23 protein-coding genes are annotated in these 20,864 nt (G+C 65.9%); 12 read left to right on the top strand and 11 right to left on the bottom strand.

Annotation, left to right across the window (positions count from 1 at the left end; genetic code table 11):
• Together B3446_RS17670 and B3446_RS17665 are read left to right on the top strand one after the other, a co-directional pair.
• A partial coding sequence (locus B3446_RS17670; protein WP_291383798.1) for an FUSC family protein occupies nt 1–1,149 on the top strand: 1,149 nt, incomplete at its 5' end.
• A gap of 128 nt (nt 1,150–1,277) precedes the next feature.
• The gene (locus B3446_RS17665; RefSeq protein WP_291383797.1) at nt 1,278–2,114 is read left to right on the top strand and encodes a universal stress protein; all 837 of its coding nucleotides are present in this window, start codon (nt 1,278–1,280) and stop codon (nt 2,112–2,114) included.
• Between the two features lie 150 nt (nt 2,115–2,264).
• Here the strand turns inward: B3446_RS17665 and B3446_RS17660 are convergent, their stop codons facing one another.
• The 3 genes from B3446_RS17660 to B3446_RS17650 all read right to left on the bottom strand — a co-directional run bounded on the left by B3446_RS17660 (nt 2,265) and on the right by B3446_RS17650 (nt 3,767).
• On the bottom strand, nt 2,265–3,221 hold the full coding sequence (locus B3446_RS17660; protein WP_291383796.1) for a 2-hydroxyacid dehydrogenase: 957 nt from the start codon (nt 3,219–3,221) through the stop codon (nt 2,265–2,267).
• 182 nt (nt 3,222–3,403) lie between these two features.
• Nucleotides 3,404–3,556, bottom strand: a complete 153-nt coding sequence (locus tag B3446_RS17655) for a DUF3309 family protein (RefSeq protein ID WP_076520934.1) — start codon at nt 3,554–3,556, stop codon at nt 3,404–3,406.
• Nucleotides 3,557–3,602: 46 nt separating this feature from the next.
• Nucleotides 3,603–3,767 (bottom strand): hypothetical protein, encoded by a 165-nt coding sequence (locus tag B3446_RS17650; protein WP_167427925.1) that lies wholly within the window; start codon nt 3,765–3,767, stop codon nt 3,603–3,605.
• Nucleotides 3,768–3,949: 182 nt separating this feature from the next.
• Between B3446_RS17650 and B3446_RS17645 the strand changes: the two genes are divergently transcribed.
• A complete protein-coding gene (locus B3446_RS17645; RefSeq protein ID WP_291383795.1) occupies nt 3,950–5,002 on the top strand; it encodes a DNA topoisomerase IB in 1,053 nt (350 codons plus the stop codon).
• On the opposite strand, the gene B3446_RS17640 is transcribed toward B3446_RS17645, so the two are convergent.
• Nucleotides 5,003–5,254, bottom strand: coding sequence for a hypothetical protein (locus tag B3446_RS17640; protein ID WP_056561187.1), 252 nt, complete (start codon nt 5,252–5,254; stop codon nt 5,003–5,005).
• 147 nt (nt 5,255–5,401) lie between these two features.
• On the opposite strand from B3446_RS17640, the gene B3446_RS17635 reads away from it, so the two are divergent.
• From B3446_RS17635 to B3446_RS17625, 3 genes are all read left to right on the top strand, one after another.
• The gene (locus B3446_RS17635; protein WP_191577102.1) at nt 5,402–5,731 is read left to right on the top strand and encodes a four-helix bundle copper-binding protein; all 330 of its coding nucleotides are present in this window, start codon (nt 5,402–5,404) and stop codon (nt 5,729–5,731) included.
• Between the two features lie 95 nt (nt 5,732–5,826).
• On the top strand, nt 5,827–6,147 hold the full coding sequence (locus B3446_RS17630; RefSeq protein WP_291383794.1) for a DUF883 family protein: 321 nt from the start codon (nt 5,827–5,829) through the stop codon (nt 6,145–6,147).
• Between the two features lie 82 nt (nt 6,148–6,229).
• Nucleotides 6,230–7,120 carry an SDR family oxidoreductase gene (locus tag B3446_RS17625; protein WP_191577101.1) on the top strand — a complete coding sequence of 297 codons (891 nt, stop codon included), beginning with the start codon at nt 6,230–6,232 and terminating at the stop codon, nt 7,118–7,120.
• Between the two features lie 71 nt (nt 7,121–7,191).
• On the opposite strand, the gene B3446_RS17620 is transcribed toward B3446_RS17625, so the two are convergent.
• Together B3446_RS17620 and B3446_RS17615 are read right to left on the bottom strand one after the other, a co-directional pair.
• Entirely contained in the window at nt 7,192–7,779 is a 588-nt protein-coding gene (locus tag B3446_RS17620; RefSeq protein WP_291383793.1) for a DUF4142 domain-containing protein, read from the bottom strand.
• Nucleotides 7,780–7,843: 64 nt separating this feature from the next.
• Nucleotides 7,844–8,434 (bottom strand): phage holin family protein, encoded by a 591-nt coding sequence (locus B3446_RS17615; protein WP_191577099.1) that lies wholly within the window; start codon nt 8,432–8,434, stop codon nt 7,844–7,846.
• 169 nt (nt 8,435–8,603) lie between these two features.
• Between B3446_RS17615 and B3446_RS17610 the strand changes: the two genes are divergently transcribed.
• Entirely contained in the window at nt 8,604–8,870 is a 267-nt protein-coding gene (locus tag B3446_RS17610; RefSeq protein ID WP_191577098.1) for a hypothetical protein, read from the top strand.
• A gap of 44 nt (nt 8,871–8,914) precedes the next feature.
• Here the strand turns inward: B3446_RS17610 and B3446_RS17605 are convergent, their stop codons facing one another.
• A complete protein-coding gene (locus B3446_RS17605) occupies nt 8,915–9,130 on the bottom strand; it encodes a hypothetical protein (protein WP_291383792.1) in 216 nt (71 codons plus the stop codon).
• A 151-nt stretch (nt 9,131–9,281) separates the two neighbouring features.
• Here B3446_RS17605 and B3446_RS17600 point away from each other — a divergent pair, with 151 nt between their 5' ends.
• Nucleotides 9,282–9,656, top strand: a complete 375-nt coding sequence (locus B3446_RS17600; protein ID WP_175185471.1) for a hypothetical protein — start codon at nt 9,282–9,284, stop codon at nt 9,654–9,656.
• Nucleotides 9,657–9,662: 6 nt separating this feature from the next.
• On the opposite strand, the gene B3446_RS17595 is transcribed toward B3446_RS17600, so the two are convergent.
• Nucleotides 9,663–11,048 carry a sigma-54-dependent transcriptional regulator gene (locus B3446_RS17595; protein WP_191577096.1) on the bottom strand — a complete coding sequence of 462 codons (1,386 nt, stop codon included), beginning with the start codon at nt 11,046–11,048 and terminating at the stop codon, nt 9,663–9,665.
• A 176-nt stretch (nt 11,049–11,224) separates the two neighbouring features.
• Here B3446_RS17595 and B3446_RS17590 point away from each other — a divergent pair, with 176 nt between their 5' ends.
• Nucleotides 11,225–12,229, top strand: coding sequence for a sigma-54 interaction domain-containing protein (locus B3446_RS17590; protein WP_291383791.1), 1,005 nt, complete (start codon nt 11,225–11,227; stop codon nt 12,227–12,229).
• A 157-nt stretch (nt 12,230–12,386) separates the two neighbouring features.
• The gene (locus B3446_RS17585; RefSeq protein ID WP_291383790.1) at nt 12,387–13,832 is read left to right on the top strand and encodes an RNA polymerase factor sigma-54; all 1,446 of its coding nucleotides are present in this window, start codon (nt 12,387–12,389) and stop codon (nt 13,830–13,832) included.
• A 124-nt stretch (nt 13,833–13,956) separates the two neighbouring features.
• On the opposite strand, the gene B3446_RS17580 is transcribed toward B3446_RS17585, so the two are convergent.
• From B3446_RS17580 to B3446_RS17570, 3 genes are all read right to left on the bottom strand, one after another.
• A complete protein-coding gene (locus B3446_RS17580) occupies nt 13,957–14,319 on the bottom strand; it encodes a hypothetical protein (protein ID WP_175121599.1) in 363 nt (120 codons plus the stop codon).
• A gap of 145 nt (nt 14,320–14,464) precedes the next feature.
• Nucleotides 14,465–17,461, bottom strand: a complete 2,997-nt coding sequence (locus tag B3446_RS17575; protein WP_291383789.1) for a GAF domain-containing protein — start codon at nt 17,459–17,461, stop codon at nt 14,465–14,467.
• 98 nt (nt 17,462–17,559) lie between these two features.
• Nucleotides 17,560–18,840, bottom strand: a complete 1,281-nt coding sequence (locus tag B3446_RS17570) for an MFS transporter (protein WP_291383788.1) — start codon at nt 18,838–18,840, stop codon at nt 17,560–17,562.
• Between the two features lie 104 nt (nt 18,841–18,944).
• Here B3446_RS17570 and B3446_RS17565 point away from each other — a divergent pair, with 104 nt between their 5' ends.
• Both B3446_RS17565 and B3446_RS17560 read left to right on the top strand, forming a co-directional pair.
• The gene (locus tag B3446_RS17565) at nt 18,945–19,844 is read left to right on the top strand and encodes a LysR family transcriptional regulator (protein ID WP_291383787.1); all 900 of its coding nucleotides are present in this window, start codon (nt 18,945–18,947) and stop codon (nt 19,842–19,844) included.
• 151 nt (nt 19,845–19,995) lie between these two features.
• Nucleotides 19,996–20,864: mucoidy inhibitor MuiA family protein (locus B3446_RS17560; RefSeq protein WP_291383786.1), on the top strand; the 869-nt coding region annotated here is incomplete at its 3' end.

Genomic DNA, 20,864 nt, shown 5'->3' with positions numbered 1-20,864 from the left:
ATGGCTTATGCGCCCGACCTGGCCTCCGTGGTGCCGGTGCTGGACCGCCTGCTGCACAACGCCCAGGCGGTCACGCAGTCGCTCTTCGACCAGGGCGCGACCCCCGCCGCGCCCGCGCACCGCGCCAGCGATGGCACTGGCGCCCGGCAGGCCTGGCGCACGCTGCGTCAGAACCTGCGGTTTGAATCCGATGCCTTCCGCCATGCGCTGCGGGTCGGCGTGGGCGCCACCATTGCCGTGGCGCTGTCCAAGACCTTTGCCGTCAATCACGGCTATTGGATGTCGCTGACGCTCATCTTCATCCTGCAGCCCTACTTTGCGACGACCTGGCAGCGCACCGTCGAGCGGGTGATTGGCAGCGTGGCCGGCGCCATCAGCGCCTCATTGCTGGGGTTGTTGCTCACTACGCCACTGTCCGTGGCGCTGGCGGTCCTGCCTATCGCGCTGGGCACGTTTGCCGCGCGCACCGTCCACTACGCGCTGTACACCTTCTTCCTGACGTCGCAGTTCGTGCTGGTCAGCCACATCCAGCAGCCCGAGATCTACGAGCCGACACTGGCCGCGCTGCGCGCGTTCAATAGCGTGCTGGGCGGCATCCTGGCGCTGTTGGTCGGCTTTCTGGTCTGGCCCGAGAAAGAGCCGCGGCAGCTCGCCGGCGCCCTGGCGCGCGCGTTGCAGCGGCATGCCGATTACGCGCTGGCGCTGGCCCAGGAAAAAAGCGGCGACGCCACTTCCCGCGACATCGTCGGCCTGCGTCGGCTTGCGTGCCTGTCGGCCGACAACGCCGAGGCGTCGCTCCAGCGGCTGCAGCAGAATCCGGTGCATCGCGACCGTAACGTGGACACCGCCGTGAACCTGCTCAACGCGATGCGCCGCATCACGGCGGCGGGCACCGTGCTGGAAATCCAGCCGGCGCTGTCGCCTGAATCCCCGGCGGCGGCCGCACTGCGGCACTATGGCGCGGTGCTGGCGCACGTGCTGCATCCGGAGGGTCCCGACCCCGTCCCCGAGGCCCGCGGCATGGCGGTGCCCGCGGTCATCGCCGACGCCGAACCGGCGCTCGCCGCGCCGCTCGACCGCATCGCACAGCAAGCGCGTCAGATCCGCCAACTGCGCGACCGCGTGCAGCGCGATCCGGCGCCGCAATAGCCGCTGGCAATAGCGGCTTGCATTGAGCCGGCGGGGCGAAACTCCAGCCGGCTTGATGCGCATCAATGGAGTGCCCTGGTTAAACGGCAACCATACGGACATGGCTCGTTCAACCAAGGAGGCCCACCATGTACCGCCGCATTTCCGTCCACCTGGACCACGGGTTTGACTGCAAGCGCCGCACCGCGCTGGCGCTGGAACTGGCCAAACGCCACAAGGCCGAACTGGTGGGGGTCTATGCCAGCTCCGCACCGCCGCAGTACTACTACGGCGAATCCGTCATGATGTCGCGCACGCTCAACATCATGAAGAACCTGCAGGCCCAGAACCGGGGCGAGGTGCAGAACGCCTTTCTGGAATCCGCCGCCATCGCAGACGTACCTGCCGTCGTCCGCGCCGGTGAGTCCTCGCCCAGCGCCACCGTCGCCCTGCACGGCCGCGCCAGCGACCTTATCATCGTCAGCCAGCAAAACCGCGACGATGTCGAGGCCGCCCACGAAAACGAATTCGTCGAACAAACGCTGCTGACCGCCGGGCGCCCCGTCCTGGTGGTGCCGTCCAGCGGTGAATTCCCGGTCGTCGGCGACCGCGTCCTGCTCTGCTGGGACGGCAGCCGCGAAGCCGCCCGCGCACTGGCCGATGCCACCCCGCTGCTGCAAGGCGCCTCGCATGTCGTCATGCTGACCATGGACGAAGGCGCGGCCACCCGCAACGTCGAATCCATCCCCTTCGAAGATCTGGTCACCTACTTCGTGGCGCACGGCATTTCCGCGCCAGACCACGTGCGCCGCGACATCAAGGGCGTTGGCGTCGGCAGCACCATCCTGAACGCCGCCGCCGATTACAGCGCCGACCTGATTGTCATGGGCGCGTACGGCCACAGCAAATTCCGGGAATGGGCGATGGGCGGCGCCACCGCCTCCATCTTGAAGAGCATGACGGTGCCGATCATGTTCTCGCACTGATGGCGCAGCCGCGCGGTAGCTGCACCCCGTAGCTGCACCCCGTAGCTGCACAAACGCCGACGCCGCGTCCGCCAAGGACGCGGCGTCGGCGCATTCAACATCGGCGCGTCCGCCAACGCCACGATCGCGTCAGCAAACGGCCGCCCGGCTTCACGCAGCCACGAGATTCGCGTCCCGAACCGGCGTCAGCACGGGCTTGCCGGCAAAATGCGCCGTGGCGTTTTCCAGGAACAGCGCCACGGTCGCCGCCACCGCTTCCGGCGAACGCCCTGCGCTGTGCGGCGTCAACACCACGTTGTCCCGTTGCTTGAGCGCATCGGGGATGTTCGGCTCGCCGTCCACCACATCCAGTCCGGCGCCGGCGATGCGCTTTTCGGCCAGCGCGGCAATCAACGCGTCGGTGTCGACCACGCTGCCGCGCGCGATGTTGATCAGATAGCCGTCCGGCCCCAGCGCCTCCAGCACGCCGGCGTCCACCAGATGATGCGTGCCGGCGCCGCCGGGCGTGGCCACCACCAGAAAATCGGACTCAGCCGCCAGCGCGCGCGGATTGTCGAAATACGTGTAGCCGGATTCGGGACGGGCGCGTCGGTTGTAATACCCCACGCTCATGCCAAAGCCGTTCGCGCCACGCCGGGCGATTTCCAAACCGATCGTGCCCAGGCCCAGAATGCCCAGCCGCTTGCCGCTGACCTGCGGGCCCATGAACCCGCTCCAGTGCCCTTGCCGGACCCAGGCGTCAGCCTGCGGCAGCCGGCGCGCGGCGCCCAGCAGCAACGCCATTGCGTGGTCGGCAACGGACACGGCGTTGGCGCCGGGGCCATTCGTGACCTCGATTCCGCGCGCGTGCGCCGCAGCAAGGTCGATATTTTCATAGCCGACGCCCAGCGAGCACACGATGCTCAATTGCGGCATCGCCGCCATTTCATCGGCGCGCAGTCCGGTGGCGCCGCGCGTCAAGACGGCACGAATCGCGACGCCGTGGTCCTGGATGGCCTGGGCGCGGGTCTGGTCGGTGGTGGCGAGGATCGGGCGAAAGCCCTGGGATTCGATGACGGGAAGATAGTCCTGAACGCTGTCGATCAGGATCAATAAGGGGATGCTCATGTCGGGCTGCGGGTCTATGTGGGTTGCTGCTGAAACCCGCAGATCTTACGCCCGACGCGGCGAGCGCGCCAGGACGGATGCCGGTACGGCGCCTTCTGATGCGGCTTGTGCCGCCGCAGCCCATCCTGATGGGGCCAGCCGGACGCGCACGCGCGCCCGGCGGCCGTCAGCGCGTCAAGGCGCTATATGCGTCCCATCAGCAGCAGCACAATGAGCACGATCACGACGATGCCAAGCAGGCCGCTGGGATAGTAGCCCCAGCTACGGCTATGGGGCCACGCAGGCACGGCGCCGATAAGCAGCAGGATCAGGATGATCAGCAGGATGGTCGACATAATGACTCCTTGGTCTTATTGATTCGAGTTGTGTAAGGGCGACGCCTCAGGCGTCTTTCGGCGGCACGATTTCCTTGACCGGCGGGGACAGCGGCGGCAGATCCACGTCCGGCTCATCGGTATCCGGGTCCACGGGCAGGTCGCCCGGCGGCGAGCCGGGCGGAATCGGGTCCGGCTTCGGCGGCACATGTAGTTGCAGGACGGTTTGCATTGCACTCTCCTCTGAAGATTCTCTCGCGGGCGGCGCTGCCGGCCCGGCGGGCGGTTCCGGCAGCACGATTGCCGACTACGCCTTCAGCAAGCGCCGTGCCCAGCACCGCGCCTCGCCCGGCGGGCCCGGTCCGGGAACGCGGCATGCTGGGTCCGTGCGCTACCGCGCGCACCGGAGATTGAATGAGCACCCGCACGCAACAGGACCCGGATCCCCTGCCCGTCGAAGAGGCGGCCCTGACCTATGTGGACGACACGGAACCTGGCTACACCCGCGTGCGGGTGAATGGCCATACATTCCACTACCTGGACGAGAAAGGCGCCCGTGTCACCGACGAATCGGAAATCCAGCGCATCAACGCGCTGGCGATTCCGCCGGCCTACGAGAACGTGTGGATCTGCCCCTTGAAAGATGGGCACCTGCAGGCCACGGCGCGCGATGCGCGTGGCCGCAAGCAGTACCGCTACCACCCGGACTGGACCGCGGTGCGCGACGCCACCAAGTACAAAAATCTCCTGTCCTTCGGCCATGCCCTGCCCCGCATCCGACGCCAGGTCGAGCGCGACATGAAGATATCGGGCCTGACGCAGGACAAGGTGATTGCCGTACTGGTGCGCCTGCTGGAGATCACCCTGATCCGCATCGGCGGACGCGAATACGCGCGGGCAAACAAATCGTATGGCCTGACGACGCTGACACGCCGCCACACCACCGTGGCCGGCAGCCGCTTCCGGTTCCGGTTTCAGGGCAAGAGCGGCGTGGCGCACGACGTCACGGTCACGGACCGGCGGGTCGCCCGCATCATCAAGCAATGCCTCGACATCCCCGGCCAGCAGCTATTTCAGTATCTGGATGCGGACGGCGACAAGCGTCCGGTGGATTCGGGCGCGGTCAACACCTACCTGCGGCACGCGGGTGGCGGGGAATACACGGCGAAACACTATCGCACGTGGGCGGGGTCGGTCATGGCCTATGCCGCGCTGCAGGCGCGTCCGTTCGAGGACGAGCGCCAAGCCAAACAGGAGGCCGTGGACGTCATCAAACAGGTCTCCAAACGTCTAGCCAATACGCCGGCCGTCTGCCGCGCGTGTTATGTGCATCCGGCGATCATGGAAGCCTACCTGACCGGCACGTTGCCGGCCCGCAAGGCCGCGCCGGCGGGTCCTCGCGGACTCAGCGCCGACGAGCGGCGCCTGCTTGCCTTCCTTCATGAACAGCAGGCGGCCGATGCGTAATCAGAAGATCGACGAGCGCGCGTTCTTGGCGCGGGGCTGCGGCGCGGAACCGTCGGCCCAGTTGGACTCGGTCTTGTTGTCCACCACTTCGCGCTTGTCGCGTGCGGCCTCGTCGGGCGTATCGGCATCGGGTTTGTCCGGTAGATTCGGCACGTCGACGGGACCGCTCGGCGGCAGTATCTTAGCGTTGTCCTGCGCGGATTTGTCGGCGCGCGCCGACGGGGTGGATTTGGGTGCGGACGAGGGTTTCATGGTGGTCTCCAGCCAGTGCGAACCCTCATCCTACGGCCCCTCGCCCGCTGGACAAACTGTCAAGACCTTCAAATTGCAAGCGGATGTGCCGCCCGGCGCCGTGCCCTTGTGTGGCTGCGCGGCGTCGGCCGTTCACAAGGAGATGCAATGCGAGACCCAAACTTCGAGCAATGTGTGCAAGCCTGCTATGAATGTGCGGTGGCGTGCGACCAGTGCGCCGCCAGCTGCCTGCGGCAGAATCCGGCGCAGCTCAGGGCCTGCATCGCCTTGTGCGTCGACTGCGCGGCAGTCTGCCGGCTATGCGCCGCCATGCTGGCGCGCGAAGGCGAATTCGCGCAAGCGCTGTGCACATTGTGCGCGCTGGTCTGCGACGCCTGCGCGCGCGAGTGCTCCACGCACGAATCCGAAAAATGCCAGATCTGCGCGGGCGCCTGCATCGCCTGCACGCTGGCATGCCGAGACATGGTCGAGGCGTAAGCCTCGCCCCGCCACGCGGCCGTCCGGGCCGGCCGCGACGGCGCATTTTCCGCCCGACAGTCAAGGAGCTTTCGATGGCCACGACGAATACCCCTATGCCTTCCGACTTCCCCGAGAACGGCCCCGACAATCGTGGCGCCTTCAGGCGCTCGCGGCATCCGGAAAGCTGGATCGACGAGTTGGAAGCCACGCTCAGCGACAGCTCGGCAACCGACCTGGAGGCCTTGAAGGCGCGCTTGGGCGACCAGCTTCAAGCCACGCGCCAAAGCCTGCGCGACGCGTCCGACAACGCGCATGACCTCATGCGCGAAACCCTGGATTGCACCGAGGAATACATCCACGCGCGCCCCTGGCAGGCCGTCGGGCTGGCGGCGGGTGCGGCGTTTCTGCTCGGCATCATCGTCGGCCGGCAGTAGCGAGTCGGCACGGTCGCCGGGAATGGCGTTTGCTTGACTCCCGGGCGCAAGGCGCATCCCGCGCCGCCCAATGGGAGAAAACATGAGCACACCCAAGAACGCCCAGACCGGCGACCGCCCGCATCCCACCCCGCCCATGCCGGGCCAGCACCTGGACGACCAGCCAGGCGTCGAAGCCGACATGGTGCTCAAACCGCAGTACCAGGCGCCCGGCTACAAAGGCAGCGGCAAGCTGCAGGACAAGGTTGCCATCATTACCGGTGGCGACTCAGGCATTGGCCGCGCGGTGGCGGTCCTGTTTGCCCGCGAAGGCGCTGACGTCGCGGTGCTGTACCTGGACGAACACGAAGACGCCAAGGAAACCAGCCGCGCGGTCGAGGCTGAGGGGCGTCAATGCCTGCTGATCCCCGGCGACGTGCAGGATTCGGCCTTCTGCAACGAAGCGGTGGCGCAGGTCGTCAAGCATTTCGGCAAGCTCGACATCCTGGTCAACAACGCCGCCTTCCAACTGCACACCGACACCCTGCCGGAAATTAGCGACGAGAAATGGGACAAGACGCTGCGCACCAACATCACCGGCTATTTCTACATGGCGCGCGCGGCGCTTGAACACCTGAAGACGGGCGACGCCATCATCAACACAGGATCCGTCACGGGCCTGAACGGCAGCGGCAAGCTGCTGGACTACTCGTCGACCAAGGGCGCGATCCATGCGTTTACCCGGTCACTTGCATCCAATCTGGCCGAGCAAGGCATCCGCGTGAACGCGGTGGCGCCGGGCCCTGTGTGGACGCCCCTGAACCCGGCCGATCGAAGCGCCGAAGAGATCAAGTCATTCGGCGAAAAAACGGACCTGAAACGCCCCGCTCAGCCCGAGGAAATCTCGCCGGCCTACGTCTTTCTGGCATCGCCTGAATGCTCGAGCTACATCACGGGCATCGTGCTGCCCATCACCGGCAGCGCGGGCGACTGAGGGACGTGCCCTGACCGCTCGTACCCTGTAGCGGCCATTCCCCCGCCCCCTGCCGCGCCGTCACCCCGACTTCACTTTTCCGGCACCACAGAAGCCGGCGCGGCGCGGGACGCCGGGGACACGGGCGGGGCTTCCCCCTTCGGCGCGGGGTGGATCTTCTCGCCATTGACGGCCGGCTCACGCTGCAGCGCGCGGCTCATCGCATAGTGATCTTTCAGCATCGGCAAGGTGCGGACCGCAAAGTCACGCACCTGCGCGTCTTCTGACGCTTTCGCAGCCGTCTCAAACAGGCGGTTCGCGGTGGCGTGCGCGTCCACGGCGGCCTTCTGGATGTAAAGCTGATCGAACGACGCGCCGGTCATGCCGCCCAGCTCGTGGAGCGTCGCGCGCTCAGGCTCGGCCGGCTGATCCGGCAGCGCCACGTTTTTCGACGCGGCCAGCGCCTTCAACTCTTTGTTCACTGCGGTGTGCTGTTCGAGCATCTTCGCCGCGAAAGCGCGCACCTGCGCATCCTGCGCGCGCTTGCCGGCAAGCTCGGCGGCCTGAACTTCAAACATGCCCGAGCCCGACGCCGCCTGCAGAAATCGGGCGTCGGACGCGTCCAGCTCGGCGGCGTGGCTCAGATGGCCAACGCCCGCCAGGACAACCGCGGCGGTCACAGCCGCCAGCGAGGGGATGGTGAATGGCTTCATTGTTCTGTCTCCGTGAGCGGCCACGCGGCCTTCAGTTCGCAGTGGTCGGCGCTTCGACGCGGCGCGGCGGGTCCAGCGGATCGAAATCCTGCCATTTGCCGTCCTGCCAGCGGCCGTTCGCGCGCTCGATGTCCGTGCCGCCTGCCGCGCGCAGGATCTGGCGCGCCTGCTCTTCGCGCCCAATATCCACATGCAGCGCGAGCATCACGCCCGCCTGCCGCACCGGCGGATGGGACTTCTCCGGTTCGCCCGGCGCCGTGCGCACCCGTTTCTTGCGGCCGATCACCCACATGGCGCCCGCCAGCGCGCCGATATACGCGCCCACGCCCGCTGCCGCGATGGTGATGAAGATCGACGCGGCCAGTTGCGAGGCAATTACCCCCGCCACCAAAGCAAACACCAGACCCAGCAGCGCTGCGCCAGCCACGGCACCGAAGTGCCCGCCTTTGGCGTCCGGATCAGCGACGCGATCGCCGCCCAACGGAAAGCGCCCGTGCTCGCCCGCGATGCTGACGTAAAACGTGTGGATGTCGTCCTCGGTATAGCCCTCGGCAAACAGCTTCTGGGCGGCCAGCGTGGCTTCATCGAAGGTCTGGAACCGTGCAGCGACAATCAAGGACATGACAATCTCCCGGTAGAAAATTCATCCAGCAGGAGCAACTTCCATACCCGCGCGGCGCCACTCGGTCCATGATTGGCAATCGCGGCATGGCGCTTGCTGCCAATCGGAGATGAATGGTGACGTTCGCGATTGCTTCCTCATCGCGCTTTTTTTCAACTTGGAGATTCCCATGCCCCGTATTCCCGACACCGACCTGAACCTTGGCGACAGCGGCCGGCCCGACCTGGGCCCCAGCGACTCCTCCGATTCGGCCAGCGACCTGCCGCTTGACCGCCGCCACACTGATAGCGACTCCCAGGCTACCGGCGAACGCGAGAGCGTCGAACCGGATTTCGTGGACGACGACGGCGCTGACGTCGCCACCGATCGCGTCACGGACGCAGACGAAGCCGGCATCTCGCGCGATGCGCCCGACCCGGTCCGCAATGGCGGCTAAGGCCCGCGTGTGCTTCGCGCGGCGCACCGCGCGAAGCACAACGGTCACTTCCCTTCGGGCCGCTTGCCGGGGTACTGACCGCCCTCTTCAAACTCAGGGCCTCCGTGATTCGGCTTCTTGTCCGAATCCCGCTTGTAGGGTTCTTCCTTGTCGGTCGGCTTGTCCGCGCCAAACTGTCCGCTCTGGTTCGACGCTTCCGTTTCGTCCTTAGGGGTGTTGGCCTTGGACTTTCCTGGCTGTTGTTCGTGTTGGGTCGTCATGAATGCTCTCCTTGAAACGCGCCCGTCCGAAGATGGCGGACAGGCAGCGGCCTAACGCGCAAGCGCCGTGCCTGAAAAACCTGGGCACGGCGCTTGCTCTGACCCTGGTTGGGTCCGCCAACTACCGGACCACTTTCCCAAGGAGTCAGTCATGAAGCTGTCCAAAACGATTTGCCCCGCTTTCGCCCTGTGCTTTTCGGTCCTCGCGTTCCAGGCCTCCGCGCAGACTGGCGCCGCCGGCGTTCGCACGAACGATCAGATCGACAACCAATACAAGATGGACAAAAAACAATGCGACGGCATGAAGGGCAACCAGAAGGACGTCTGCCAGCAACAGGCCGAAGCCACGCGCGACAAGGCCAAGGCAGACGCCAAGGCCGCCAAGGAAAAGGCCGAAGCCTCGCATGACGCCGCGAAAACGCGCAACGATGCCGACTATAAAGTCGGCAAGGAAAAGTGCGACGCCATGTCCGGTAATGCCAAGGACGCCTGCATGGCAGACCTGAAGACCCGCTACAACAAATAAGCGGGTCTAGGCGGATTCCCGGGACGGTCCACCCGCCCGGGAATTCTCGCCAGGCAGCGGATAGCCCGCTGCCGCGTATTCCTCAAGACGGTTGTACAGCGTCTTGGGACTGATGCCGAGCACGGCAGCGGCTTGCTTTTTCACGCCGTTGCAGCGTTCGAGCGTCGCCAGGATAAGACGCCGATCGGCCTCTGCCAGTGTCTCTCCGACAGGCACGCTGACCTGACCGCCAGACGACTCGCCAGCAGGCGAGACCTGCGGCACCAGCATTTCCAGATCCAGCACGTCGCCGTCAGCCATGATGAACGCGCGGCGAACAAAATTCTTCAGTTCGCGCACGTTGCCCGGCCATTCGTATTGCTCCAGTGCCGCAGCCGCTTCGGGCGAAAATGCCTTGTTCTTCCCGGATTCTTCGTTGAGCGTCTGCAGAAAGCGTTGGGCCAGAAACTGGATGTCGCTGCCGCGATCGCGCAGCGCCGGCAGTTCGATGGGAAACACGCTCAAGCGGTAGTACAAGTCTTCGCGCAGCTTGCCTTCCTGCACCGCCTGTTCCGGATTGCGATTCGTGGCGGCCACCACGCGGATGTCGCAGGCGATTTCGCGATTGGTCCCCACGCGCATGAACTGCCCCGTCTCCAGCACGCGCAACAGCTTGACCTGCAGGTCTAGCGGCATTTCGGTGACTTCATCGAGGAACAGCGTGCCGCCGTCCGCGCGTTCGAAGTAACCCTTGTGCTGGCGGTCGGCGCCGGTAAAGCTGCCGCGCTCGTGGCCGAACATTTCGCTTTCGATCAGGTTGGGCGAAATCGCGCCGCAGTTGACCGCGATGAACGGCCGCTGCCGACGCGGGCTGAGTTCGTGGATGGCATGGGCAGCCAGTTCCTTGCCGGTGCCGCTTTCGCCGATCAGCAAGGTGGTAACGGTGGTGGGCGCCACGCGCCCGATCTGACGGTACAGCGCCTGCATCCGTTCGGACTTGCCGTACAGCTTGCCGAAACGGCCCGGTTCCTCGAAAGGCGTGCCGGGCATCTCGCCGCCCGAATTGACCATGATGCGCTTGAGGATTTCTTCCAGGCGCTCCATGCAGATCGGCTTGACCAGATAGTCGGTCGCACCCAGGCGCAAAGCCTGGACGGCGTTGTCGACAGTACCGTGGCCGGTCATCACCACCACTTCCGCGCTGCTCGCGTTAACGTTCTTGAAAATGTCCATGCCGCTGCCGCCCGGCAGCCGGACGTCCGTCAGCACCAGGTCGGGCGCTTGCCGTTCGAGCTGGATCAGGGCGTCCTTGACGCTGGCCGCCAGGGCCACCGAAAACCCGCTATCGCGGCCGATTTCGGCCAGTGTTTCTCGTATCGCATCGTCGTCATCGACGATTAGCAAGTGAGGCATGCTTTCTCCGTATCCCTTCTATAACCCTCAGAATAGTCACTATGGGGTCGGCCAGCGCAAATATTTGTCGGATTCGACTAACGTTTTCCAATGCTTGCAACTCGTCGCAATCAGAGAGTAGGCTGCACCCTACGATGGACTCATTGCAGGCCCGATCCCGGGACTGAGGATCAAGCATGGCTAGTCGAAATACCGCTACGCGCACAACCGCGCCTTCGCCCACTTCCGTATTCGCCGACACCAGCGGCATGTCGCCGCAGATGCGAAAACTGGGAAACCAGATCGCACTTGCGGCGGCAACCGATGCAAGCGTGTTCATTATCGGTGAAAGTGGGGCTGGTAAGGAAATCGTAGCGCGCGCCATCCACGATGCGAGCGATCGCCGCGACCAGCCGTTCGTGGCGGTCAACTGCGGCGCGATCAGCGGATCGTTGGCGCATGCCGAACTTTTTGGTCACGAAAAAGGCAGCTTCACCGGCGCCGTGTCCCAGAATGCCGGCTATTTCGAGTTTGCAAGCGGCGGCACATTGTTTCTGGACGAAGTCACCGAAATGCCGCCGGACATGCAGGTGCACTTCCTGCGCGTGCTCGAAGTCGGCACGTATCAACGCGTGGGCGGTACCGACGTGTTGCGCGCCAATGTGCGCGTCATCTGCGCCAGCAACCGCGACCCCGCTGCCTCCGTCGCGGACGGCCGGTTGCGTCAAGACTTCCTGCACCGTCTGCTCGTGATTCCGCTGCGCGTGCCGCCGCTGCGCGAGCGCGGCGACGACGCCCTGCTTCTTGCCAAGCAATTCCTGGACACGTTGAATGCGCAGCATGGCACGCAGAAAACGTTTTCGCCGCACATGCTGGAAGCGATCAAGGCGCACGACTGGCCGGGCAACGTGCGTGAACTGCGCAACGTGATCCAGCGCGCCTACATCATGGCCGACACGGAGCTGGACGCCGAGCTGCTCACGCGCAAGCGCGGCCCGAACCAGGCTCAGATGCGCGAAGGCTCGCTGAACTTTCCCGTAGGTATGCCGCTTGGCCGGGCCCAGCGCGAGTTCATCCTGGCCACGCTGGCGCATCATGCCGGCGACAAGCGGCTGGCCGCCGAGACGCTCGGCGTCAGTCTGAAGACGCTGTACAACCGCCTGGATGTCTATGAAAAGGACGAGCCCAACGCGGCCGCCTGAGCAGTTATTACCATCCCCTTTGTAATACTGTCCCAGCATGCCGCGTTCCCGCCGCGGCTACCCCTCTCAAATGCGGTTGGCACGTTTTTTGCGTCTATGAAAGGAACGAGCCGCCTTCCGGCGGCTGCCCCTTCAGGAGACTCGATTGGGCCACCCGATGCAAGAACTTCGCCTGCGCCAGCAAATGACGCTGGCGCCGCGTCTGCAACAATCCGTCAAGCTGCTTCAGATGTCGGCGTTGGAGTTCACTACGGCGGTGCAACACGCGCTTGCGACAAACCCTTTCCTCGAAGATCCGGATGAATCGGAGCCCGAGGCGGCCCCGGCTGCGCCCGGCGTCCGCGGAGAGATGAACGACCAGGCCGACGGACAGTCCGCGCCGGAGCCCGTCGCGGCATCCGAAAGCCCGGACATGGATGAACCCCCACCCGACGCGCCGGCCTACTCCGGCGACTATCCCACGCACGCCCCGTCCGGCGGCGACAGCGATCTGGGCCAATGGGCCTGCGCCAACGTGTCGATGCGCGATCGTCTGTCCTTCGAGTTGGGCAACTACCACCTGCAGCCGCGCGACCGCCTGCTGGCCGAATTCATCGTCGACGCGCTAGACGACGACGGCTACCTGCGCACCCCGCTGGAAAATCTTTGTACCGCCGCCGACGAAGACATCAATCCGATTCCCGACGAAAGCGAATGGATGGCGGCCCTGCGCCTGGTGCAGCAGCTGGATGCGCCTGGAATCGCCGCGCGCGATCTGCGCGAATGCCTGACGCTGCAACTGGCCGCGCTGCCCGACGAGGACGACGCCACGCGAGCGCTGGCCCAGTGCATCGTGCAGGACCATCTGGAACGCCTGGGCAAGAACGATTACGCCGGCCTGCGCCGCGCGTTGGCATGTTCGGACGATGCCCTGCGCGACGCCTGCGCGCTGATCCGGCGCCTGGATCCCAAGCCCGGCGGCCGCTACAGCGGCGACGCGCCGGTCTACGTTGTGCCCGATGTGTTCGTGGATAAATGGCAGGGACGCTGGCGCGTGCTGCCCAATCGCAGCGCCATGCCACGCGCGCGTCTGCACAGCGCCTACGCAGACCTGTTTCGCCGCGCGCGGCTGGACGACCGTAGCCCCATGGCGCAGGAGCTGCAGGAGGCGCGCTGGCTGGTGCGCAATGTCGAGCAGCGCTACACCACCATTCAGCGCGTGGCCGAAGCGATCGTGAAGCGCCAGCAGATGTTCTTCGAGTACGGCGAAGTCGCCCTGCGCCCGTTGATGCTGCGCGAAGTGGCCGACGACCTGAACATGCACGAGTCCACGGTGTCGCGCGCCACGGTCAGCAAGTACATGACCACCCCGCGCGGCGTCTTTGAATTCCGCCACTTCTTCTCGCGCGAACTCGCAACGGAATCGGGCGGCTCGTGTTCCGCCGCAGCCGTCCGCGCGCTGATCAAGGAAATGGTGGACGCCGAAGATCCGGCGATGCCGCTCTCCGACGTCGCGTTGACTCAGCAACTGGCGTCCAACGGCATCCTCCTCGCCCGCCGCACCGTATCCAAGTACCGCGGCCAGTTGCGCGTGCCGCCGGCTGAGTTGCGCCGCCAGCATTGAATTGCGGCACCGGCATGAAACCGGTGCCGCGATGGCTTGCCCGGGGCCGGCGTCTGACACCGACTTGACTGCCACCCCGCCAAAAAAAAGGCTTCCTTTCGGAAGCCTTTTTGTGTGGGGCTGCTTACTTGCTGCCGCCCGTGTTCGGATATCCCGGAGGAGGCGCGGCGCCACCGGCCGGAGTATTCGGCACATTGTCATTGGCTTCGCGCTTGCGATTGGGCATTTCCGACCCATGTTTGTCGGACTTCATGTGACCGCTCTTATCCAGGTTCGGCGGCGTGGTGCCGGTCTGGGGCGCCGCATTCGGGGCGGGCGGAATCTGGCCCGGAGGCACCTGGGTGTTGGGCGGCACGGCAGCCCCGTCATTCGGCGTCGTGGACGGCGAGGTCGGGGGCGAGCTGCGGCCCGTGGATTGGGCATAGGCACCGCCGGCGGCAAGGCCGGCAATCATGGCAAACGCGCAAGTCATGGCACGGTATTTCATAGCGTAGCTCCTTCCTTGGTTGAAATGCCTCAACCTAGTCGCAAGCCCCGTGCCTGACCCCCGCGTTACCTCCTCCCCCTGGGGTAGTCCGCCATACGGGGCATTTTTTACCTGCCGTTGAAACACTTGACCCCACATTTCCCCCCTACCGCGCACGCTGCGGCCCCGCGCTCTCTGCCAGCATCCGCTGCACCCGCTCGCCCAGCGCATCCAGCGAGAACGGCTTGACGATGAGTTCCATGCCATCCTCCAGGAAACCACCCGCGCTGGCCGCGCTTTCGGCGTAGCCAGTCATGAGCAGGACCCGCAGGCCAGGGTGTGCCACACGCGCCGCGTCCGCAAGCTGCCGGCCGTTCAGATTGGGCAGGCCCACATCCGTTACCAGCAGACTCAGATTGCGGGTGGACGTCACCAGTTCCAGACCTGCCTCCCCGTCGCCGGCCGTCAACACATGCAGGCCCATATCCACCAGCGACTCGCGCACCATTTCGCGCACGTTCGTGTCGTCTTCCACGACGATGACGAAGGCCTGGCCAGCCGACGCCGCTTGCGTGCCGGTCGCCCGCGGCGCATCGGCGGCCTGTTCCGGCACGCCTTGATGGCGCGGCAGGTACAGCCGCACCGACGTCCCGACGCCTTCGGCGCTTTCCAGGACGGCACTGCCGCCCGCCTGCTTGGCAAAGCCGTAGGTCATAGACAGCCCGAGCCCCGTGCCTTCGCCCAGCGGCTTGGTCGTGAAGAACGGGTCGAACGCGTGCGCCAGCACATCGGGCGACATCCCGCAGCCCACGTCTGACACCGTGACCTCGACAAACGGGCCCGGCGTGACGCCCGGGCTCTGGCGCAGCGACGCTGCATCCAGTTGCGTGTTTGCCGCCGCAATGGTCAACACGCCGCCATTGGGCATGGAATCGCAGGCGTTGATCACCAGGTTGAGCATCGCATTCTCGAACTGGTTCTTGTCGCAATTGATCGGCCACAGGTCCGGGTCCAGATCGAAAACCAGATTCACGCGCTCGCCGGTATACCGATGGAACAGGTCCATCATGGAGTGCAGCGTGCCTTCCACGCTGAACGGCTTGGGGTCGATCGGCTGGCGCCGCGAGAAGGTGAGCAGGCGCTGCGTCAGGTGCGCGGCGCGGTTCGCCGAATCCATGGCCACCGTGATGAAGCGCTGCGCCTGTTCGGGCACGCCGGCCGACAGCTTGCGCTGAATGAGATACAGCGCACCGGTGATGCCCTGGAGCATGTTGTTGAAATCGTGCGCGATGCCGCCGGTCAGGCGTCCCACCGCCTCCATCTTCTGCGCCTGGCGCAATGCATTCTCGGTGTCGGCCAGCGCCTCGGCCTGCGCCTTCAGATCGGAATCATCGCGTCCCGCGACATACAGGCTGTCTTGCGACCACGACATGCTCCAGGTGATCCAGCTGTAGCCGCCCTCGCGGCGCAGGACCCGGTTTTCCAGGTGCCGGGCGGGTTGTGCGCCGTCCGCCTGCGCCTGCGGCGACCAGGCGCTGCGTGTTGCGTCCAGGTCGTCCGGGTGGATCAGCTCGGCCAGCCCCATCGACAGAAACTGGTCGGGACTCCAGCCCAGGATGGGTTGCACGGCCGGATTCACGCTGGCAAACCGGCCCCTGCTGTCGATGACGGCCAGCAGCTCGGGGGACATCCGCCAGATGCGATCCCGCTCGGCAATGGCATGCTCCACCCGCTGCTCCAGCATGCGTGCGTATTGCGAACGCTCGACCGCGTCGCACATCCGCTCGGCGACTTCCTCGACGAACGCCAGATCCGCCGGCTTGAGGCGGCTGCTCGATAAGGGACGGACCAATAGCGCACCGCCTTGCCGCGCCCAGCGGCGCATCGGCACGACGATGGCGGACGGGCGAATGTCGCCGCCCTCTTGCGCCACCAGCGGCTGCAGGTAGGTCGTGCGCCCCTTGCGCACGGCATCGAAAAAATCTTCGCCCAGTTGTTCTGTCGCCAGTGCGTCGTGGCTCGCCAGATCATTCTCGGACCGCCAGCAGGTGGACACCACGGGCGCCGCGCCGTCGCCGGCCCAGTCCAGAACCGCCACCAGGCCCAGCGACAGGTGCTGACCCAATCCCGCGCAGGCGGTCTCCTCGATGGCCGGCTGCAGATGCAGTTCTCGCATGCGGTCGCCCAGCGCCAGCAGGAAATTCTTGCGATGCTGGCCTTCCCACAACTCGGTCTCGGCGGCCTTGCGCGCGGTGACGTCAAGAAACAGCGCCATGATGCGATCGGGGCCTTCCTTGCGCGCCCGCGCCTCGTACCATGCATCCTTGGGCGCGGGCACGGCAAATTCAAACTGGGCGGGCTCGCCCGACTCCACTACCTGCGCGAACGTATCCAGGATCTGGCTGGGAACGCCGGGAATCATCTCGCGCAGCGTGTGGCCCAGCGTGTCGCCCTCGCGCATGCCGCTCTGGCGTTCAAAGGCGGGGTTCACCTCCAGAAAGCGGAAGTCGGCGATGCGGCCGTCCTCGCTGCGCAGGGCTTCGGCAAGAAAAAACGCTTCTTGCATGCCGTCGAACATCGCCCGCCAGCGCTCGCCGCTGCGTCGCAAGGCCACGTCCAGCAGATGCCTTTCGATTGCCAGCGCCGCGCTGCGCGTGACCAGCGCGATCGCGTCGATATCCTGCGCGGTCGGCAGCCGGCTTTCTTCGTAGTAATTGGAGAAGACGCCCAACAGCCGTCCGTCTGGCGCCTTGATCGGCGTGGACCAACACGCGCGCAAACCATTTTCCAAAGCAAGGTCGCGCCACGGCGCCCAACGCGGATCGTTGGCAATATTGTCCGTATAGACCGGCTTGCCTGAATGCGCTGCCGCGCCCCACGAGGCGGTCGACGGCCCGATGGCCACCCGGTCCACGGCGGCATTGAACGCGTCGGGCAGGCCGGGTGCGGCGCAGTGCCGCAATTCGGTGCCCGCGTCGTCCACCACTGCGATGGACGCGCGCAGCTTCACACTCGACTGCGCCTCGACGGCGTGCAGCACATGTTCCAGTACCTGCCGGATCGGTACGCCGGCAGCTATGCGCTCCAGCATGATGCGTTCGTCTTCCAGACGAGCTAGCGTGTCGGTCCATGGCAGGGACACGCGGTCTTGCTTGGTCAGCATGGTTCCCCCTATCGCAATACAGAATGTATCGCGATAGAAGCGCGCGTGGCGCAACCCTGCGTAACGCGACGCTACCCTTCCCTGAAAAAAGGGTGCCGTCAGGCGGGACCAGCGGCGCCCGCCGCGGCATGCCGCCGTCCCGTGCGCCAGGCCAGACCCGCGCTGATCACCAGCGCGGCGGCGAGCAAGCCGCCTGCCATGGCGGCCACGCCATGCCAGCCGCCCGCGGTCCAGAATTGGCCGCCAAGCGCCCCAAGCACGCTCGACCCCACGTAATAGACCAGCAGGTAGAACGAGGCGGCCAGGGCCTTGTAACCGCGCGCCATCTGCCCGACCCAACCGCTGGCGACGGCGTGGGCCGCAAAAAAGCCGAAGGTGAAGACGACGATGCCTGCGATCAGCACGGGCAACGCGTTGGAAAGGGTCAACAGCAGGCCCGCCAGGGCAAGGCCGGACGCTGCGGCCAGCATCGCGCCGCGCCCGTGCCGGTCAGCCAGGCGGCCGAACCAGGTCGAGGCGAAGATGCCCACCAGGTAGACGACAAAGATGAACCCGATGAAGGTCTGGCTCAGCGAGAACGGCGGCAGCAGCAGGCGAAAGCCGACATAGTTGTAGACGGCGACGAACGCGCCCATCAGCAGCCCGCCCATCACGAACAGCGCGCACAGCGGACCATTCTTCAGGTGCGCGCCGGCGCCCTCCCGCACATCCGCCCAGACGCCCGCCCATCCCCGGCCCCGGCGCGGCGTGAACCGGCGCGACGCCGGCAGCAGCCACACGAACAGCAGGGCCGCGATGAGACCCAGCAATCCCAGCGTGCCCATCGCCGCGCGCCAGCCGAAATGGTCGGACACCAGGCCGGTGATGACCCGTCCCGACAGCCCGCCGAATGCGCTGCCGCTGATGTACAGGCCCATCGCGAAGCCCAGTGTGCCGGGCTCCACCTCTTCGGCCAGGTAAGCCATGGCCACGGCGGGCACCCCGCCCATCGCCACGCCTTGCAGCGCGCGCAGCGCCAAGAGGCTTTGCCAGTCCGGCGCGACGGCCGCGATGGTTCCGAGGACGGCGGAGGCAAACAGCGACCATGCCATGACCCGCTTGCGCGGCAAGGCGGCGGAAAACAGGCCCACAAAGAAGATGGCGATGGCCAGCAACCCCGTGCACAGCGACAACACCAGGCTGCTCTGCGCTGGCGATACGTTGAACGCATGGGTGAACAGCGGCATCAGCGGCTGCACACAATACAGCAGAGAAAACGTGGAAAAACCGGCGGCGAAGAGCGCCCACTGGGCACGGCGCAGTCCCGGCGTGCCGCGCGCCAGATACTCGGGCGCCGTGGCGCCGCGTTCTATTGCGGGATTTGCAGAAGGGGTCGACATCAAGATTCTCGAAAAACACCGGGCTTGAGCCCGTAGAGACAAAGTAGACTTTTCCCCTGCATATGTCCAATATATGAAACCCGACCCATGCATATTTAAAAACGATGGAATTGCGCCACCTGCGTTACTTCACCGCCGTCGCCGAGGAGCTGCACTTCACCCGCGCGGCAGCCCGGCTGGGTATCGGGCAACCTCCGCTCAGCCAGCAGATCCAGCAACTGGAACGCGAGATCGGCACGCCGCTGTTCCTGCGCCTGCCCCGGGGCATCGCGCTGACCGAAGCCGGCGCACAGTTCCTGGACGATGCGCGCGCCATCCTGGCCAGCGCCGACCGCGCCATCGACATGGCCAGACGGCTGGGCCGCGGGGAACGCGGGGCCATCACGGTGGGCTTTACCGCATCGGCCGTGTTCCACCCCTACCTGCCCCGTGCCATCCGCGCCTACCGCGACCGCTATCCCGACGTGCGCATCACCCTGACCGAAAGCAATACCATCTCGCTGCTGCGCGGGCTGCGCGCCGGCGAGGTGGATGTCGCCTTTGTGCGCCCCCCTTACATGCTGGACGCCGAATTCGAATCCGAGCGCGTGCTGGACGAGCCGATGCTGATCGCCCTGCCGCCCGGCCATCCGCTCAGCCGCAAGCGTGCCGTTCCCATCGCCGAACTGGCTGACGAGGATTTTGTGCTGTATCCGCGGCCCATCGGCGCGGGCCTGTACGACGCCATCCAGTCTGCCTGCCAGCGTGCCGGCTTTGCGCCGCGCGTCATCCAGGAGGCCCCGCAGATGGCGTCGATCGTGAGTCTGGTCGCGGCGGGCGTCGGCATCTCGATCGTGCCCGCCGCCATGCGGCACATGGGCGCGCAAGGCATCGAGTACCGGCCCATCAAGGGCGACGCGCCGCACGCCCTGCTGGACATGGCTTACCGGCGGCACGACCGATCAGTGGCCGCTGAAAACGCCGTCGGCATGTTGCGGCGGCTGGCGCATCCGGAACGCGACTGAGTTTTCACGAACCAGCCGTATCCCCCTGTCGCGTTTGTCATTTCCTGTAAACCGTCCGGACGATGCCAGCGATAGACTCACGCGCTTGCCGGCGATGCGTCCCCGTGGGAGACCCGCTGTCAGCCGCGTTCAACTTTATAAAGGTGCTCCCGTGAGACGTACCCTTCTGGCCCTGGCTTTCGCGTCGATCCCCGGACTGGCCTCCGCCGCCGCGCTGCCCTCCTCCATCGGCGCCGTCACCGTTTACCAGGATCGCGCCGTCGTCACACGCGCCGCCAGCAGCGAGCTTGCTGCGGGCGAACACGAGCTGGTGCTGGAAAACCTGCCTGCGTCGCTACAGGAAAACTCGCTGCAGGTGACTGCCAAGAGCACCGGTCAGGCCACGCTGCTTGACGTCAAGGTCAGCGACGTCTATCAGGCCGCTACCGCCAACGAACGCGTGCGCCAGATCGAGGCGCAGATCGACAAGCTGGTCAGCCGCCAAGCCGCGCTGGACGACGAAGCCGCGGTGCTGGACAACCAGCGCGAACTCATCCTGATGATGCAGCGCGGCGCCACGGAACCCGCCAAGGACGGCGCGCGTCTCACGCTGGACGAACTGAAGGCGATCCAGACCCTGAGCGCCGAGTCGCTGGCCACGACGCTGGCGGGTCTGCGGCGCGTGGCTGAACAAAAGACCGATCTGGAGCGCGAAATGACGGCGCTGCAGACCCAGCTTGGTTTGGTGCGCGGCGAATCGGGCCGGCGCACCAAAACCGTGACGTTGAGGGTCAACATGGCGCGCGCGGGCAAGCTGGACTTGGCGCTGTCGTACGCGGTGGCGGGCGCACGCTGGACGCCGGCCTACGACGCGCGCCTGCGCCCCGCCGACCGCAATGTGGATCTGGGCTACTTCGGCGTCATCCGCCAGAACACCGGCGAAGACTGGAAGAACGTGACGTTGACGCTGTCCACCGCCCGGCCGTCCCTGGGCGGCGGGGCGCCAACGCTGCGTCCGTGGATCATCGACGTGGCCGCGCC

The sequence above is a fragment of the Achromobacter sp. UBA5777 genome (assembly GCF_002418565.1).
GTDB classification, from domain to species: Bacteria; Pseudomonadota; Gammaproteobacteria; order Burkholderiales; family Burkholderiaceae_B; genus Achromobacter; species Achromobacter animicus.
This window is presented reverse-complemented; position numbering and strand designations above follow the sequence as displayed.